The sequence below is a fragment of the Aeromicrobium sp. CF3.5 genome (genome assembly GCF_051262695.1).
In the GTDB taxonomy this organism is placed as follows: Bacteria; Actinomycetota; Actinomycetes; order Propionibacteriales; family Nocardioidaceae; genus Aeromicrobium.
In genome coordinates this window covers 19,317-36,283 of the sequence record NZ_JBIMEZ010000004.1, presented here as the reverse complement: position 1 = coordinate 36,283, position 16,967 = coordinate 19,317, and the positions used below count along the sequence as shown (strand labels likewise).

Sequence of the window (16,967 nt, the reverse complement as noted above, 5' to 3'; positions counted from 1 at the left end):
GCCGCATGCCTGAACAGACCGCCGATGTCCGCGACGTCCTGCACGCGGCGGTCGAGGCGGTCGGCGGTGAGGATCGGCCCGGGCAGATCCAGATGGCCGAAGCCGTGCGTGACGCGCTGGCCAACGACAAGCACCTGCTGGTCCAGGCCGGCACCGGCACCGGAAAGTCGCTGGGTTACCTGGTCCCCAGCCTGTTGCACGGCCAGCGGGTCGTCGTCGCCACGGCCACGCTGAATCTGCAGCACCAGCTGGTCCAGCGTGACATCCCGGCCATGAAGGACGCCGCCCGCGCGACCCTGGACTCCGTGCCGCACCACGCCGTCGTCAAGGGCCGCGGCAACTACGCCTGCCTGCACCGGGTACGCGAAGGCGCCCCGAACGACCAGGGCACGCTCATCGAGGTGCCCGAGGGCACGCTGGGCGGCGAGGTCGTGATGCTTCGCGAGTGGGCCGAGGAGCAGGCCACCGACGGCCACATCGGCGACCGTGACTCCGCCCCGGCGCACTCGGAGCAGGCATGGCGTCAGATCAGCGTCAACCATCGCGAGTGTCTCGGCGCCTCGCGATGCGCCCATGCTGCCGAGTGCTTCGCCGAGCTGGCCCGCGAGGACGCCCAGGACGCGCAGGTCGTGGTGACCAACCACGCGCTGCTGGCGATCGATGCGATCGATGGTGTGCCGATGCTGCCCGAGTACGACGCCGTCATCGTCGACGAGGCGCACGAGCTGGCCGCCCGCGTCACCCAGGCGGCCACGGCCGAGCTGAGCGCGGAGATGGTCGATCGTGTGGCCCGGCGCGCCCGCACCCACGCCACCGACGATCACAGCGTCGACGACCTCTCGGACGCCTCCGACGCCCTGGTCGACGTGCTCACGCGCACCGAAGAAGGCCGCATCGACGTCCTGAGCCAGCCGCTGCTCGACGCGCTGGCCCTGGTGCGCGATGCAGCGCGTGCCTGCTTCAGCGCGATGAAGGCCAAGCCGGGGGAGTCCAAGGGGGGCGAGCCGGACGCGGGACGACAGCAGGCCCAGGCCATGGTCGAGGACGTGCGCGTCATCGCCGAGCGGATGGCGTCGGCGTCCGAGACCGAGGTGGTGTGGCTCAGCGACTTCCGGGGCAACAAGCAGCTGCACATCGCCCCGATCGACGTGTCGGCGGCGCTGCGCGAGAAGCTCTTCGGCACCAAGACCGTGGTGCTGACCAGTGCGACCTTGATGCTCGGCGGCGGCTTCGACCCGGTGGCGGCCTCGCTGGGACTGCCGCCGAACAGCGACGGGTGGACAGGCCTCGACGTCGGTTCACCGTTCGACTACGGCAAGCAGGGCATGTTGTACGTCGCCAAGCACCTACCGCCGCCGGGCCGCGATGGGCTCGTCGACGCGCAGATCGAGGAGATCGCGGGGCTGATCGAGGCCGCCGGCGGCCGCACGCTGGGTCTGTTCTCGTCGCGCCGGGGCGCCGAGACCGCTGCCGAGGCCGTCCGCGAGCGGCTGCCCCACCTCGACATCTGGTGTCAGGGAGACGCCCAGCTGCCGGAGCTGGCGCGCCGGTTCGCCGAGACCCCCTCCACCTGCCTGTTCGGCACCCTCAGCCTGTGGCAGGGCGTCGACCTGCCCGGCGACACCTGCCAGCTGGTCATCATCGATCGCATCCCGTTCCCGCGCCCCGACGACCCGCTGATGAGCGCACGCCAGCGACTCGTCGAGAAGCACGGCGGCAACGGCTTCATGACGGTCGCCGCACAGCACGCAGCGCTCCTGCTGGCGCAGGGCTCGGGCCGCCTGATTCGACGAGCCAGCGATCGCGGCGTCGTGGCGATCCTCGATCCGCGACTCGCGACGGCTCGTTACGGCAGCTTCCTGGCCGCATCGCTGCCACCCATGTGGCGCACCACCGATCGCGACGTGGTCACCGCATCGCTGCGTCGACTCGACGCCGCCGCCACCGACTGACTCCTCGAGCAGCGGTCAGGCGTGGGCCTGGCGAGCCTCCCACGCGCTGGCCACCATCTGGTCGATGGAGTGCCGCATGGTCCAGCCCAGGTCACGCGCCGCGAGGTCGCCGGCCGCCACGATGCGGGCCGGGTCTCCCGGACGCCGGTCGGTGACCTCGGGCTCGAAGTCGATGCCGGTGGCAGTGGCCATGGCGGTCATGATCTGGCGTACCGAGACACCGTCGCCGCTGCCGAGGTTGTAGACCGGCTCCAGGGACTCGCCGGCCAGCAGCTTCTGGGCGGCCACGACGTGCGCGTCGGCGAGGTCAGCGACGTGGATGTAGTCACGCACGCAGGTGCCGTCGGGCGTGGGGTAGTCGGTGCCGTTGATGCGCGGCGTCCGGCCCTCCACCAGAGCATCGAGCACCAGCGGGAACAGGTTGTGCGGGCTGGTGTCGTACAGGTCCGCGACGGCCGATCCGACCACGTTGAAGTAGCGCAGGGACGTGTGTCGCAGCCCGTGGGCGCGGCCGGCGTCGCGCAGCAGCCACTCGCCGATCAGCTTGGTCTCGCCATAGGGCGATTCCGGGGTGGTGGGCGTCCGCTCGGTGACGATGTCGACGTCGGGCGTGCCATAGGTGGCGGCGCTGGAGCTGAAGACGATCGATTCGACGTCGGCCTCCTTCATGGCGGCAAGCAGGCTGACGGTGCCCTGCACGTTCTGTTCGTACGTGTGCAGGGGGCGCTGCACCGAGACGCCGGCGTACTTGAAGCCCGCCAGGTGCACCACGGCCTCGACCGCGTTCTCGGTCATCGCCTTGGCCACGTGCGTCGTGTCGAGGATCGAGCGATCCACGATCTCGACGTCAGACGGGATGAATTCGCGGTGTCCGCTGGAGAAGTCGTCCACGACGACGCAGTCCAGGCCAGCTAGCCGGAAGGCACGCACCACGTGTGAACCGATGTACCCGGCGCCGCCGGTGACCAAGATGCTCATGGGGCCAGCATGTCAGCCCCGACCCGTCTCAGACTCGACGCAACACCGCAGTGACCTTGCCCAGGATGGTGGCGTGAGTGCCGTCGATGGGGGAGTAGTCGTCGTTGTGCGGCAGCAACCACACCTGCCCGTTCTTGCGCTGGAACGTCTTGACTGTGGCCTCTCCGTCGAGCATCGCCGCGACGATCTCGCCGTTCTCGGCGGTGGGCTGCTGGCGGATCACGACGTAGTCGCCGCTGCAGATGGCAGCGTCGATCATCGAGTCGCCGGAGACCTCGAGCATGAACAGGGTGCCGTCGCCGACCAGCGACTTGGGCATCGGGAAGATCTCCTCGACGTGTTCCTCGGCGAGGATCGGGCCGCCCGCGGCGATGCGGCCGACCATCGGGATGTTGACCGGCGCCGGTGCGGCGTCGTTGATGCCGGTCTCATCGACCTCGTCGGCGCCACTCATGGAGCGGCGGGCGGCCAGCACGTCGGGCAGGAAGATCTCGAGTGCGCGTGGGCGGTGCGGATCGCGCTTGACGTACCCCAGACCCTCGAGGGTGCGCAGCTGGTGCGCCACCGAGGAGGTGCTGGTCAGACCCACGGCCGCGCCGATCTCGCGCATGCTGGGCGGGTAGCCACGGCGTTCGATCTCGGTGCGCAAGAACATCAGCACCCGCTGCTGGCGCGCGGTCAGACCGGTCTCGTCAGCCGGACCGTCAGGCAGCTCGGCCACGCTGTCGGTGCTGGAACTGATGTCGCTGGGGGCGCCGGTCGCCGGAGTCTCTTCGCTCATGCGTTCGATCATAGGTCCGAGCACCGACGCGATCAAACATATGTTCGATCGGCGTGTCGCGGGAGCGTGCTCCGTCTGCCGTACGATTTCGCCCATGAGCTATCTCGTGGTCGGAACCCGTGCCGGATCTGCCTGGGCGGTGGAGGTGCAGGGGATCGGTCGCACCAGTGCGACGGAGCTGGCGGGAGTCGAGTCGGCTGCGCGGGCCCTGCTCGTTGCCGAGGGTCACGCCGATGCCGCGACCGCCGACCTGCAGCTGTTGCTCCCCGACTTCGAGGTCGACCTCAACACCCATGGCGTACCCGGGGACTCGCGGCCCCATCGCGAGATCGTCGCGGGGCTCATCGCGCTGCTGGTCGTGTTCGGCGCCCTGGCGTTCGTCCTGGGCCGTCTGATCTGACCTCAGACGTCTGCGGGCACCGCGGAGTCCGGATCCTTCGCCTCGGTGACGAACTCGACGCTGGCGCCCAGGAGCAGTGCCAGCATGCTGATCCACAGCCAGAGCAGAAGCGCCACGACGCCTGCCAGTGCGCCGTAGGTCTCGCCGTAGCTGCCGAAGTTGTCGACGTAGAGGCTGAAGCCGAGCGATGCCACGAGCCACATTCCGGCGGCCACCAGGACGCCGACCCGCATGTGGCGGTCGTCGCCCGGCTTGTCGTCGGTCACGTGGTCGGCGTTGCGGAACAGGGCCGTGATCGCCAGGACGATCGCTCCCAGCAGGATCAGCCAGCGAACGACCTCGAGTCCAGCCCGCACGAAGCCGGGCAGGTCGAGGAAGTTGAACAGAGCCGGCGCGGCGGCGACCAGTGAGATCGCGACGATCGCGAACAGCACGGCGCCGGCCGTCAGGCGGACGGCCTGCAGCTTGGCCTTGACGAAGTTGCGGTCGCTGGTGCCCTCGAACATGGCAGTCAGGGCCGTGAGGAGGTTTCCGATCCCGCCTGACGCGCTGTAGATGGCCAACGTGACGGACAGCAGCAGGCCCACGCCCAGCGAGCCGCTGGAGGTCTGGGTCAAGGTGTCCATCTGGCCCGTGATGAGGGAGGCGGCGTCCGACGGCAGTGCGTTGGTGATCTGTCGGGACTGACGCGACACGGTCTCCGGTGAGGCGATGAGGCCGTAGCTGAGGACGGCGGCGATCATCGCCGGGAAGATCGCGAGAAAGGCGTAGAACGCGACCCCGGCCGCCAGGAGCGGACCATTGCGTTCGGACAGATGCGCCCACGCCGCCTTGAGCGTCCCGATGATCGACTTCATGGTCTTGACGGTATCGAAGTCTGCCGGACTTGCCGGACAGTGTGGAGCTCGTCAAGATTTTTGTGCCCGTCATTGCAGTTCGGATGTCGCTTTCAGGGATCACGTTCGAAGAAATGTTCGAACGAGGCGTGCTTTTGTCGGTGGCAGGCCCTAGTGTCGTACATGTGTTCGATCGAACGTCTGTTCGCCAGGCCACTACCCGGTTCGGATGACACGAACAGCGTCGGTCGGCACACCACACTCCACCTCACTTCCCCCATGGAGGACACCATGAGCACCATCGCTCTCGCAGGACCCACGTCCACGTCGCGGCCCGCGCCCCAGCTGCGGCTCACCCGCCGTGGCCAGGCCGCCGTGCTCACGGTGGCGACGCTGCTGCTGGCCGTGCTGGTCATCGCGCTCGGTTCGGCCAGCTTCGCCTCCGGCGAGGACGGCCCGGCCGAGCCCACCCGCACGGTGCAGGTCACCGCCGGTCAGACGCTGTGGCAGATCGCCGCCGAGGCCAATCCCTCAGGCGACATCCGCACCACGGTCGACGAGATCGTCCGCCTGAACTCGCTGCCCAGTGCCTCGGCGCTGCAGCTGGGCTCGCAGATCGCAGTTCCGATCTACTGAGTCACCCTGCCGACGCCCGCGACGCACCTTGGGGAAGGAGTCGTCGCGGGCGTCGTCATGTTCGCTCTGCCATCACATCCAGCCGTCACACCCGGCCGGTGAACCCCGGCCTGCGAGACTTGATCCATGCGGGTGAAGACGGTCATCGGGGGTGTCCTGCTCGCTGTCCTGGTGGTCACCGGCGTGGTGGTGGCTGTGGTCGACCGCAGCGACGACGGCTTCCCCGCGCCTGCCACCGACGGGCTGCCCTACACGGCGCCCGACGTCGTCAATCCGATGCGCGGACAGTTCGACAACATCCTCACCGGATTGTTTCCGCAGTCCAGCGACGCTCAGGACTCGCTAGCAGACTGGCCGGGCACGCGAGACGCGGCGATCCGGCTCACCTGGCGATCGCTGCAGCCGGTGGATCCGTCCACCCTTCCCGACGACGCCACCGACGAGGACCGGTTCGACTTCACGGCCATCGACCGGGCGTTACAGACCTACGCGGAGCGCGATCAGCGACTCGACCTGCGCATCTCCACCTACGACTCGTGCTGTCGGCAGCTGTCGCCGGGCGATGTCAACATCGGCGTCCCGGACTGGTTCGCGCAGCTGCCGGGAGTTGTCGACGAGCTCGACCGTGACGGCGTCACCCAGGTCATCCCGGACTGGAACAGCGACGCCTACCTCGACAACGTCACCGAGCTGCTCGCCGCTCTCGGGCGTCGCTACGACGGGGACGAGCGCCTCGCGATCTTCGAGATGTCCGGCTACGGCGATTTCGGTGAGAACGTGCTGTCGGTGTCGCGCGACGAGCTCGGCGTTCCTGGTCCCCCCGAGGAGGACAGCGAGGCGCAGCTGGGCTACTACAGCCAGTACGAGGACCAGTTCATCACCGCCGAGTCGGTGGAACGGCTGGTCACGGCCAACCTCGAGGCGTTCCCGCGCACGCAGATGGTCGCGGCACCGGGCAACCCCGAGATCATCAAGCAGCTGATGCGTGACAACGATGCGGTCGATGACCTGGTGCATCCGGTGGGAGTGCGTTCGGACTGCCTGGGTATCGACCCGGTGCTGCCGACGTGGGCGATCGACGAGTTCTCGGTCTACGTCGAACGCCAGGACCCCATCATCGGGGTGCTGACTCAGCGTCTCAGCGAAGCGCCCGTCCTCACCGAGTGGTGTCAGATCGGTGATGAGGATCCTCGCGACTACTACGAGCGGGGTCTGCGCGACGTCATCGACCAGCAGGTCTCGATGACGTCCAGCAGTGGGTTCCCCGACCAGTTCAGCGAGGCGCCGATGGACTCCGAGCTGTACGAGCTGTGGCGCCTGGCAAACGTGTATGCCGGCTACCGCTACGTGGCGAGTGCAGAGCTGATTGCGCGAGACGGGGGAGTGGCGGGGCCGGCCCGGTGGAAGAACTTCGGTGTCAGCTCGGTGCACGAGCAGTGGCGCATCGGGTACCAGCTGCGCGATGAGTCCGGGGCCGTCGTCGCCGAGGCTGAGTCGGGCATCGACCTGCGCGACATCGACACCGCACAGGACTCGGGACGCGGCTCGCCGACTCTGTCGACGGCCACGGAGCGGGTCAGCTTCGACACCGATCTCGAACCCGGTACCTACACCGTGTCGGTGATCGTGGAGTGGGACGAGCACAAGCTGGACGCCATCCGGACCGTCGAGTACGCCCCCATGGCCCTGGCCCAGGAGGGGCGCACCGACGGCGCGTACCCCATCGGCATGGTCACCATCCCCGACTCCTGACCGTTCTCTCGGAGCGGTCGTCCTGCCACACTGATCCCATGCGCGTACACGTGGTGGCTGACGACACCGACCGCGAGGGCGGCCACTTCACCGAGCGACTGATCGAGCTCGGCGCCGAGCTGGTCCCGCTGGACCGCGACGATTTGCCGGCCTTCAGTGAGGTGGAGCGGCCCGACGTGGTTCTCCTGCTCGGGTCGAAGCGCGCGGCGCACGATCCGCAGGAGGCTGAGATCGTCGATGCGGAGTCGACCTTGGTGCGCGTCGCGCTCGCGGTCGGCGTTCCGGTCATGGGCATCTGTTACGGCGCCCAGGTGATGGCCCGCGCCTTCGGTGGCACGTCGTGGCGCGCCGACCAGCCCGAGATCGGGTGGCAGCGCATCGACACGATCGACCCGGTGCTGTGCCCTGAGGGCCCCTGGGGCCAGATGCACAGCGACGTGTTCGCGCCCGGACCCACGTCCAAGGTCCTTGGCACGTCGTGGCGCGGACCCCAGTGCTTCATCGACGACACCTACGGCGCCCGCGCGATCGCGTGGCAGTTCCACCCGGAGGTGACGCCCCAGACCTACGCCCGATGGGTCGACGCCGGCTATCACGGCGACAGCGGGATCAGTGACAAGGAGCTGCTCGAGCAGGCGCGGGTCAACGCCGCCGCCAGCCGCAACCGGGCCCATGACCTGGTGGATGCGGCGCTGAATCACCTCGGCGTCTCCACCCCGCGATGACGTCGACTCGCCCGCGCTGCTGCGGACATCTGCGAGGTCCAGGTCGTCTGACAGCACGTAGCCCCGATCGGTGCGTGACCGATCGGGGCTACGAGTTCGTTCCGCTGGGGCGGGAGCGGTGTCAGCTGGTGACGTCGGCAGCGCCGCCGGCGGCGTCCGCTGCAGCGGTCTCCGAGCCGGTGCCGTCGGTCGAGAGCTGACCGCCGGTGCTCTCCAGGTGGGCCCGGACGAACCAGTGGAACAGCTCGAGCTTGCCCTGCTGGGCGATGATCATGTCCTCGGTCACCGGGTCGAGGTCCGCAACGGCGGCCTGCGCCTTGCGGTGGTCCTCCAACAGGTTGATGTAGACCTCGTCGAGCGCTCCGAGGTGCTCGTTGGTCGTCGCGCGACCCAGGGAGTAGTCGTCCCAGTCGCGGCCGCCGACGACGGCGCCGGGGGTGCCCATGGGGGAGGCGCCGAGGGTCGCGATGCGCTCAGCGGTCTCATCGACCATGGCGATGACCTCGTCGACGTGCGGGTCGATCATCTCGTGGACCGCGATGAAGTGGGGGCCGACGACGTTCCAGTGCACGTGCTTGAGGGTCAGGTGCAGGTCGATCAGGGCGTTCAGGCGGCTCTGGAGGATTCCGGCGAGATTGGCGCCCTGCTCGGGCGTCAGGCCGGGAATGGTGAATTTCGGAGTTGAAGTAGCCATGCCTCATGTGTACCCGGTCGGGGGAGTCCTCACACCTCCTGCGACGGATTTGTGCAACGCATCTCGCGTGTGATTACGCTGTTGTTCACCGCACAGCGTCCGATCGGATGCGCCCCCCGCAGCCGATTACGACCCAGGCGAAGGGGGTAAGTGCGGTCAAAGGGAGGAACCCCATGGGCATCATCGGATTCATCATCGTCGGCCTGATCGCCGGATTCATCGCCCGCGCCGTCGTGCCGGGCAAGGACGACTTCGGCATCATCGGCACCATCGTGCTGGGCATGGTCGGGTCGTTCGTCGGCGGTCTGCTCGGCTCGCTGCTGTTCGGCGACGGCCTGGAATTCAGCGCCTCGGGCATCATCGGCTCGATCATCGGCACCATCATCGCGCTGATCGCGTACAACGCGATCACGGGTCGCAAGAAGAAGATCCGCTGATCGACCTTCACCACCCCGAACGCCCTCTCGACCTCGGTCGAGGGGGCGTTCTTTCGTGCCCCCGGCCCTGTGACCTGCAGCGACACCGCGGCACCAGCGAAGCACCAAAAAAATTGTCCGACCCGCACGCGAAACTGTTTGCACTGTTGGACCACCAGACGTACAGTGGCACTACATCTAGTAGTTACACGGGTGTAGTTCTCCACATCTTGTTAACAGGTCGAACGTACTTACCCACCGAATCTGGCGGTTGTCCACACCGGATCCCCAGCCCGATCCACACAGCCAGTCCACAGCACAGCTTCTCGAAGGGGGCATCCATGCACTGTCCATTCTGCAAGAACACCGACACCAAGGTGCTCGACAGTCGGGTCGCCGACGAGGGCGGCGCCATTCGTCGTCGTCGCAGCTGTGCGTCGTGCGAGAAGCGCTTCACCACCATCGAGACCATGCAGCTCACGGTCCTCAAGCGCAGCGGTGCCACCGAGCCGTTCACCCGCGACAAGGCCGTCGCCGGTGTGGCCAAGGCCTGCAAGGGGCGCCCGGTCTCCCCGGACGATCTCGCGCGCCTGGGCCAGCAGGTCGAGGACACGTTGCGCGAGTCCGGCGCCGCGGAGATCAAGGCCCACGACGTGGGCATGGCCATCCTCGAGCCGTTGCGCAGTCTCGACGAGGTCGCCTACCTGCGGTTCGCGAGCGTCTACCGCTCGTTCGAGTCCGCCGACGACTTCGTCGTCGAGATCGCCACCATGATGTCGGCCTCGGCCGACGGTGAGCTCGCCGAGGAGAGCGCCCGCACCACCACCGACATCAGCACCCCCCGACATCCAGCACACCAAGATCAGGAGCACCAGTCATGACGGAAACGGTCAACGGCCCCAAGGGATCCGAGTCCACGGGTTCGACCAAGCGCACGCCCCGCACGGGCATGTCGATGGAGCGTGTCTTCACCACGCAGGGCGTGCACCCCTACGACGAGGTAACCTGGGAGCGTCGCGACGTCGTGCAGACCAACTGGAAGACCGGCGAGACCGTCTTCGAGCAGCGCGCGGTGGAGTTCCCTGACTTCTGGAGCGTCAACGCCTCCACGATCGTGACCACCAAGTACTTCCGCGGCGCCGTCGGATCGGCCGAGCGCGAGCAGAGCCTCAAGCAGCTGCTCGACCGCGTGGTGCTGACCTATGCGGCGGCCGGCAAGGAGCACGGTTACTTCGCGACCGACGCGGACGCCGAGATCTTCGAGCACGAGCTCACCCACATGCTGCTGCACCAGGTGTTCAGCTTCAACAGCCCCGTGTGGTTCAACGTGGGCACCTCCAGCCCGCAGCAGGTCAGCGCCTGCTTCATCCTGGCCGTCGACGACTCGATGGACTCGATCCTGAACTGGTACAAGGAAGAGGGCCTGATCTTCAAGGGCGGCTCGGGTGCCGGCCTCAACCTCAGCCGTATCCGCTCGTCCAAGGAGCTGCTCAAGTCCTCCGGTGGCACCGCCTCGGGCCCCGTGTCGTTCATGCGCGGCGCCGACGCGTCCGCCGGAACCATCAAGTCCGGCGGCGCCACGCGTCGTGCGGCCAAGATGGTCGTGCTGGACGTCGACCACCCCGACATCGTCGAGTTCGTCGAGACCAAGGCCAAGGAAGAGGACAAGATCCGCGTCCTGCGTGACGCCGGCTACGACATGGACCTCGGTGGCTCGGACATCACCTCGGTGCAGTACCAGAACGCCAACAACTCGATCCGCGTCAACGACGAGTTCATGCGTGCCGTCGAGGAGAACGCCGAGTTCGGGCTGCGCGCCCGCACCAACGGTGAGGTCATCGAGACCGTCGACGCCAACCGGCTCTGGAAGGACATCGCCCAGGCTGCCTGGGCGTGCGCCGATCCGGGCATCCAGTACGACGGCACCATCAACGACTGGCACACCTCGCCCGAGGCTGGCCGCATCACGGCGTCCAACCCGTGCAGCGAGTACATGCACCTCGACAACTCCTCGTGCAACCTCGCCAGCCTCAACCTGTTGAAGTTCCTCAACGCCGATGGTTCGTTCGACACCGCGACATTCGTCAAGTCCGTCGAGCTGATCATCACTGCGATGGACATCAGCATCTGCTTCGCCGACTTCCCGACCGAGGCGATCGGCGACACCACGCGTGCCTACCGCCAGCTGGGCATCGGCTTCGCCAACCTGGGCGCCCTGCTGATGGCCTCGGGCCTGGCATACGACTCCGATGGTGGCCGCGCGCTGGCCGGTTCCATCACGTCGCTGATGACCGGTACCTCCTACCGTCGCTCGGCCGAGCTGGCCGGCGTCGTCGGCCCGTACGACGGCTTCGCGCAGAACGCGTCGGCGCACGAGCGGGTCATGCGCAAGCACCAGGCCGCCAACGACGAGGTCCGCACCATCCACGCGATGGACATCGCGGTGCACCGCGAGGCCGCCAAGCAGTGGGCTGAGAACCTCAAGATCGGCCAGGACAACGGTTGGCGCAACAGCCAGGCCTCGGTGCTGGCACCCACCGGAACCATCGGCTTCATGATGGACTGCGACACCACCGGCATCGAGCCGGACTTCTCGCTGGTCAAGTTCAAGAAGCTCGTCGGCGGCGGCTCCATGCAGATCGTCAACCAGACGATCCCCGCCGCGCTGGCCAAGCTGAAGTACACCGACGAGACCATCGAGGCCATCGTCGAGTTCATCGCCGAGAACGGCCACGTCGTCGGTGCGCCCGGCCTCAAGACCGATCACTACGAGATCTTCGACACCGCCATGGGTGAGCGTTCCATCAAGCCCATGGGCCACGTGCGGATGATGGCTGCCTGCCAGCCGTTCCTGTCCGGTGCCATCTCCAAGACGGTCAACCTGCCCGAGAACGCCACGGTCGATGAGATCGAGGACGTCTACTTCCAGGGTTGGAAGCTCGGCCTCAAGGCGCTCGCGGTCTACCGCGACAACTGCAAGGTCGGACAGCCGCTGTCCGATGCCAAGGCGAAGACCAAGGAGGCCCCCGAGGCCGAGATCAAGACGGTCATCGTCGAGAAGCCGATCCGTCGCCGTCTGCCCAAGTCGCGTCAGTCGATCACCACGTCGTTCAGCGTCGGTGGCGCCGAGGGCTACATGACCTCCGGTGCGCACGACGACGGCTCGCTCGGCGAGATCTTCATGAAGCTGGGCAAGCAGGGCTCGACCCTCGCCGGCATGATGGACGCCTTCTCGATCGCGATCAGCATCTCGCTGCAGTACGGCGTGCCGCTGGAGACGTTCGTGTCCAAGTTCACCAACATGAAGTTCGAGCCGGCCGGTCTGACCGACGACCCGGACGTCCGCATGAGCCAGTCGATCATGGACTACACGTTCCGTCGCCTGGCCCTGGACTACCTGGACTACGACACCCGCGCAGCCTTGGGCATCTACTCGGCCAGCGAGCGTCAGCGCTACCTCGACACGGGCTCCTACGAGCCCCTGCAGGCCGGCGGCACCACCGCCGCCGAGCTCGTCGAGGCACCCGCCGAGACGCCGTCTGAGGCCGTCACCGAGTTGGTCGCCGAGTCCGACGTCGACAAGGCTTCGGCCGGAGTCGTCGCCGAGGCAGCCAAGGCGGCACCGGCCCAGGCTCACACGAGCGCCGAGCTCCTCGAAGCCCTCACCGGCTCCGCGGTCGACTCCCCGCTCTGCATGACCTGCGGCACCAAGATGCGCCCCGCCGGCTCCTGCCACGTCTGCGAAGGCTGCGGCAGCACCAGCGGCTGCAGCTGATCAAGTTGTAACCGGATTGGCCCCCGACCACTGGTCGGGGGCCAATCGGCGTCTGATCATGTCTGGATACAGCGAACTTTCAGAGATTGAGCCATTCGCGCGGTTCAATATCTAGATGAAGTACAGGCCATACTCTCGCGAACAAATTCGTACTCGGTTTCGAGTGTGGGCAGTTCAGCGTCGACGCGCCCTGCTCAATGTGGTGCTCGCAGCATTAGTTCTGATCATCATTGAAACCATTCTGATTCTCGTGCTGATGCCCGCTGGACCACTTCGGTGGTACGCACTTGGAATTGTTCACGCTGCTATGCCAGGCGTTGTCGCGTGGTTGTTCTATTCGATGTTCCTTGCCCTTGACGGCTCTGCCATTCATCATCTTCGTGGAGCTTGGGGAGAGGAAAACACGCGTAACGAACTGCGGCGCGCAGAGCGCAAAAGGTCGATTTGGGGCTGGGTCGACAGCGTTGGTCTCCAAGCGGGGGACATTGACCACCTGGTTGTTTCCCGTTCGGGCGGGATCATTGCGATCGATTCCAAGTGGCGCAATCGTGCCGACGCCCACGACCAGGAGTCGATGGTGCGATCCGCCCGCAAGGTGGCGCTCCGTGCCAACGCGCTCGTTCAGACACTGACTCGCCGAGAGCGCGGAGCACATCGTGCCGACGGAAGTCCCGTCACAGTGACACCAGTGGTCGTGCTCTGGGGAGCCAGCCAGGCAGATCTGCCCGACAACGCACGAATCGAGGGCATCGAGTTCGTGGCGGGCAAGCGCCTGGTGCATTGGCTGGCGACACGGTCAGGCCACGACGTTGACAAACGTTCGGGTCACGAGCTGATTCGGCTCATCGAGGGATTCCGCGAATCAGCACGAGTTGGAGCGCAACAACGGTCAAGCAAAACTCAGACGACGACTGCGGCGGCTGACTGATACACATCGGCTGGCATTTCTCGCCGAAGCCGCCAGGTGAACGCGATCGGCCGCGAGCCGGTGTGGCTGACGTAGTCGACGAGACCGAGACAGGTGAAGGGCGCGCCTGCACCGAATTCGTTCTCGGGAGTATCCCTGGTGAAGAGCAAGACATTCGTCCCGGCCGATCGGTGCTCGATGTAGCGACGTCCCGTCGCTGATTCGGTGGCCGTAGCTCCTTGCGATTCCCAGTGGAATAGTTGCGGACCCATTGCGTAATCCTTGTACATCGTGGTGTCCGAGAAGTGGCTGTCTGTTTTGTGCAGGTTGACGAAGAACACGTCGGTGGCGACATCCTCACACCACTGGACACCGGTGACGGCGCCCTTGACGCGCCGGTCGAGCGAGGCCCAGTTCAGTGCCGCGAGGATCTCCTCGCGCTTGTAATGGGCGTGGGAGTAGAGCGGCACGCCGATGAGGTCGCTCCCAAGAGCTTGGGGGATGACTTCGGAAGTGGCCTCTCCCAAAGCGAGGATCTGATCGAGCTCATCGCAGAAAGCCGGGCTGGCGCGAAGAGCATTGAGTGCCTCGCCAAAGGTCGAGTGGCCGCCAAGGTCAGACCAGACCGTGAACGTCATCATCCGGGCGTAGGTCTGGTCGCGCGTCGACAGATCGTCGTAAGTCGGGCTATTGCTTTGGAGCAGTCTTCGGTATGTAGACGCGCGTTCAGGGTCATTGACGTGCACGAAGGCTCGCGCTCGCTTGAGGAGACCGGTCTCGCCTTCGCCCGTGTACTCGACCGTCAGTCCGGATGCGTAGACAAGATCAGTCCAGGATGACGACCGGTAGATGTCCACGAGCTCTCGTCCTGAACTCGACAGGTACTCGGCGAGTCGGCGCTCTCGGTGGGACGCGATATCGGCGATTAGCTGCTTCTTGGAGAATGAGATCTGAGACTTGACGTTGTCCAAGATGATCTTCTGGGCGACGCGATCAAGTGAGATGCGGCAGCCGGACGGAAGGAACGGGAAGCCGTTCTCGATCTGCTTCTCGAGTTCGCGGCGGGATGCGTGCGTCAGCGCTCGGAGTTTCAGGTCGAAGCGGAATTTTGCGTTTTGCTGACCGACGTAGTCCAGAACAGTCAGCACGGACTTGCCTTCACACCGGCGCAACCCTCGCCCGAGCTGTTGAAGGAAGACCGTAGAGCTCTCGGTTGGCCGTAGGAAAAGTACGGTATCGACCTCGGGGATGTCGACACCCTCGTTGAATAGGTCGACGGTGAAGATGCACGCGACCTCGCGATCGATGAGTTGTCGCCCTGCCGCGTCCCTGTCTGCGCGAGCAGAACTGGCATGGAGGGCCACCGACGCAATGCCTTTGTCTGTGAAGTAGCGCGCCATGTACTCGGCGTGGGCTACCGAAACGCAGAAACCCAACGCCCGCATACGGTCGATGTCGACGACTTTGTCTCGCAGTTCGCGAAGAACGGCGTTAGCGCGTGCGTCATTGCCGGTGTAGACCGCAGCGAGTCCTTCAAGGTCGTAGCCGCCGCGCTTCCATTCGATGCCCGAGAGGTCAGTTCCATCTGAGACGCCGAAGTAGTGAAAGGGGACGAGGAGGTCTTCGTCGAGTGCGTCCCAGAGCCGCAGCTCGGCCGCGACTCGTCCGTCGAAGAACTTGCTGACGTTGACACCGTCTGCGCGCTCCGGAGTGGCGGTTAAGCCAACAAGTTCTCGCGGCTTGAAGTGAGTCAGTACTCGCTGATACGAGGCAGCTTCAGCGTGATGGAACTCATCGATCACAACGACGTCAAACTGCTCAGGAGCCAGGGAATCGATACCGAAGGAGTTGAGGCCTTGGATACTGGCGAAGACGCGCTGCCACTTCCGGGGGCGTGATCCGTCGACGTAGAGCTCGCCGAAAGCGGGATCACCGAGGATCTCACGGAAGCTACGGCGCGCCTGTTCCAAGATCTCTTTGCGGTGGGCCACGAAAAGCAGAGTCGAGGACGGCAGGGTTGCCCGAAGACGCTGGTAATCAAGGCCAGCGACGATCGTCTTGCCAGTACCGGTCGCTGCAACAACTAGGTTTCGATGGTGGTTATTGACGACTCGTTCGCGAGTCAGCGCGTCGAGGATTCGGACCTGGTGGGGCCGGGGTGTCACTTCGAGTCCACTCAGAAGCTGGGCGCTAGCGGAACTGTTGGCTGACGCGCCCGCGAGTCGCAGCGCTTCATCGAGTGCCTCGGCATCCGAGTCTGGGTCATACGGCAAGAACGCACCGGATTCCCAGTAGCTCTCGTACGTCGTGGCGAACTTCTGGATCACGTGGGGATCACGGTGATTCGAGACGCGGACGTTCCACTCAAGGCCGTCGAGCATGGCGGCTTGCGAGAGGTTAGAACTCCCGATGTACGCAGTGCCAAATCCTGTGTGTCTGTGAAAGAGCCAGGCCTTGGCGTGCAGCCTGGTCGACTGGGTCTCGTAGCTAATGCGGACCTCTGCTCCGTAGTCGCGCACAAGGCGGTCGATCGCTTTGCGCTCGGTCGCACCCATGTAGGTCGTGGTCAGGACCCGCAGTGGCGTCCCTCGACGCTTGGCTTCTGTGAGGGCATCGGCGATGGTCCGGAGTCCCGTCCAGCGAATGAAGGCGCAGATGAGATCGACTGAATCTGCCGTGCGTAGTTCGGCACCGACTTCGGCGCCAATGGACGCATCACCGCGTGCATTGGTGAGCAAGGCCGTTTCAGAGATGCGGCCAGTCGGCCGGGGGAGTCCGCTGATGCGATCGGGACTGCGGTGAATCGATCGAAGCTCACGGCCCTGCGAACTCAGCAGTATGCCGGAGGAGCTAAGTTCACCGAGGACCTGATTAGCGAGGCGGACCTTGTCATCAGAGTCGCTGAGTGTGGCGAGCTGAGCTTGAAACGACGCTGCGACGTGCGTAGTGAGTGCCGAATCAATGGACGATTCGGTTAACTCCGCGAACTCCGCGATGGCGTCGCCCTCGTCTGCGATTCGCTGGGCGAGCTCCGCGGTGGCAGCGAGTTCGTACAGGCCTTCGGGGAGCGGGTCTGGCATATGGCCAGCTTTTCACAGCCGGGTGTCGCCCGACG

14 protein-coding genes are annotated in these 16,967 nt (G+C 65.8%); 9 read left to right on the top strand and 5 right to left on the bottom strand.

The window, feature by feature from the left end:
- Positions 1 to 5: 5 nt before the first annotated feature.
- Positions 6 to 1,952, top strand: coding sequence for an ATP-dependent DNA helicase (locus tag ACHAA3_RS09075; RefSeq protein WP_435708674.1), 1,947 nt, complete (start codon positions 6 to 8; stop codon positions 1,950 to 1,952).
- 15 nt (positions 1,953 to 1,967) lie between these two features.
- On the opposite strand, the gene galE is transcribed toward ACHAA3_RS09075, so the two are convergent.
- Positions 1,968 to 2,930 (bottom strand): UDP-glucose 4-epimerase GalE, encoded by a 963-nt coding sequence (galE, locus tag ACHAA3_RS09070; RefSeq protein ID WP_435708673.1) that lies wholly within the window; start codon positions 2,928 to 2,930, stop codon positions 1,968 to 1,970.
- A 28-nt stretch (positions 2,931 to 2,958) separates the two neighbouring features.
- Positions 2,959 to 3,711 carry a transcriptional repressor LexA gene (gene lexA / locus ACHAA3_RS09065; RefSeq protein WP_435708672.1) on the bottom strand — a complete coding sequence of 251 codons (753 nt, stop codon included), beginning with the start codon at positions 3,709 to 3,711 and terminating at the stop codon, positions 2,959 to 2,961.
- A gap of 94 nt (positions 3,712 to 3,805) precedes the next feature.
- On the opposite strand from lexA, the gene ACHAA3_RS09060 reads away from it, so the two are divergent.
- The gene (locus ACHAA3_RS09060) at positions 3,806 to 4,111 is read left to right on the top strand and encodes a hypothetical protein (protein ID WP_435708671.1); all 306 of its coding nucleotides are present in this window, start codon (positions 3,806 to 3,808) and stop codon (positions 4,109 to 4,111) included.
- Between the two features lie 2 nt (positions 4,112 to 4,113).
- On the opposite strand, the gene ACHAA3_RS09055 is transcribed toward ACHAA3_RS09060, so the two are convergent.
- Complete coding sequence (locus ACHAA3_RS09055; RefSeq protein ID WP_435708670.1) at positions 4,114 to 4,968, bottom strand: YihY/virulence factor BrkB family protein; 855 nt, start codon at positions 4,966 to 4,968, stop codon at positions 4,114 to 4,116.
- Positions 4,969 to 5,238: 270 nt separating this feature from the next.
- On the opposite strand from ACHAA3_RS09055, the gene ACHAA3_RS09050 reads away from it, so the two are divergent.
- From ACHAA3_RS09050 to ACHAA3_RS09040, 3 genes are all read left to right on the top strand, one after another.
- On the top strand, positions 5,239 to 5,583 hold the full coding sequence (locus ACHAA3_RS09050; RefSeq protein WP_435708669.1) for a LysM peptidoglycan-binding domain-containing protein: 345 nt from the start codon (positions 5,239 to 5,241) through the stop codon (positions 5,581 to 5,583).
- 126 nt (positions 5,584 to 5,709) lie between these two features.
- Positions 5,710 to 7,335 (top strand): hypothetical protein, encoded by a 1,626-nt coding sequence (locus ACHAA3_RS09045; protein ID WP_435708668.1) that lies wholly within the window; start codon positions 5,710 to 5,712, stop codon positions 7,333 to 7,335.
- A gap of 38 nt (positions 7,336 to 7,373) precedes the next feature.
- A complete protein-coding gene (locus ACHAA3_RS09040; protein WP_435708667.1) occupies positions 7,374 to 8,060 on the top strand; it encodes a type 1 glutamine amidotransferase in 687 nt (228 codons plus the stop codon).
- Positions 8,061 to 8,181: 121 nt separating this feature from the next.
- On the opposite strand, the gene ACHAA3_RS09035 is transcribed toward ACHAA3_RS09040, so the two are convergent.
- Positions 8,182 to 8,754, bottom strand: a complete 573-nt coding sequence (locus ACHAA3_RS09035; RefSeq protein ID WP_435708666.1) for a Dps family protein — start codon at positions 8,752 to 8,754, stop codon at positions 8,182 to 8,184.
- Positions 8,755 to 8,927: 173 nt separating this feature from the next.
- Between ACHAA3_RS09035 and ACHAA3_RS09030 the strand changes: the two genes are divergently transcribed.
- From ACHAA3_RS09030 to ACHAA3_RS09015, 4 genes are all read left to right on the top strand, one after another.
- Complete coding sequence (locus tag ACHAA3_RS09030; RefSeq protein WP_435708665.1) at positions 8,928 to 9,191, top strand: GlsB/YeaQ/YmgE family stress response membrane protein; 264 nt, start codon at positions 8,928 to 8,930, stop codon at positions 9,189 to 9,191.
- Between the two features lie 320 nt (positions 9,192 to 9,511).
- The gene (gene nrdR / locus ACHAA3_RS09025) at positions 9,512 to 10,051 is read left to right on the top strand and encodes a transcriptional regulator NrdR (RefSeq protein WP_435708664.1); all 540 of its coding nucleotides are present in this window, start codon (positions 9,512 to 9,514) and stop codon (positions 10,049 to 10,051) included.
- A complete protein-coding gene (locus ACHAA3_RS09020) occupies positions 10,048 to 12,945 on the top strand; it encodes a vitamin B12-dependent ribonucleotide reductase (protein ID WP_435708663.1) in 2,898 nt (965 codons plus the stop codon). The genes nrdR and ACHAA3_RS09020 overlap by 4 nt, the downstream gene beginning before the upstream one ends.
- A 115-nt stretch (positions 12,946 to 13,060) precedes the next feature.
- A complete protein-coding gene (locus tag ACHAA3_RS09015) occupies positions 13,061 to 13,873 on the top strand; it encodes a nuclease-related domain-containing protein (RefSeq protein WP_435708662.1) in 813 nt (270 codons plus the stop codon).
- Here the strand turns inward: ACHAA3_RS09015 and ACHAA3_RS09010 are convergent.
- Complete coding sequence (locus tag ACHAA3_RS09010; RefSeq protein ID WP_435708661.1) at positions 13,846 to 16,932, bottom strand: DUF3427 domain-containing protein; 3,087 nt, start codon at positions 16,930 to 16,932, stop codon at positions 13,846 to 13,848. The genes ACHAA3_RS09015 and ACHAA3_RS09010 overlap by 28 nt on opposite strands.
- Positions 16,933 to 16,967 lie beyond the last annotated feature (35 nt).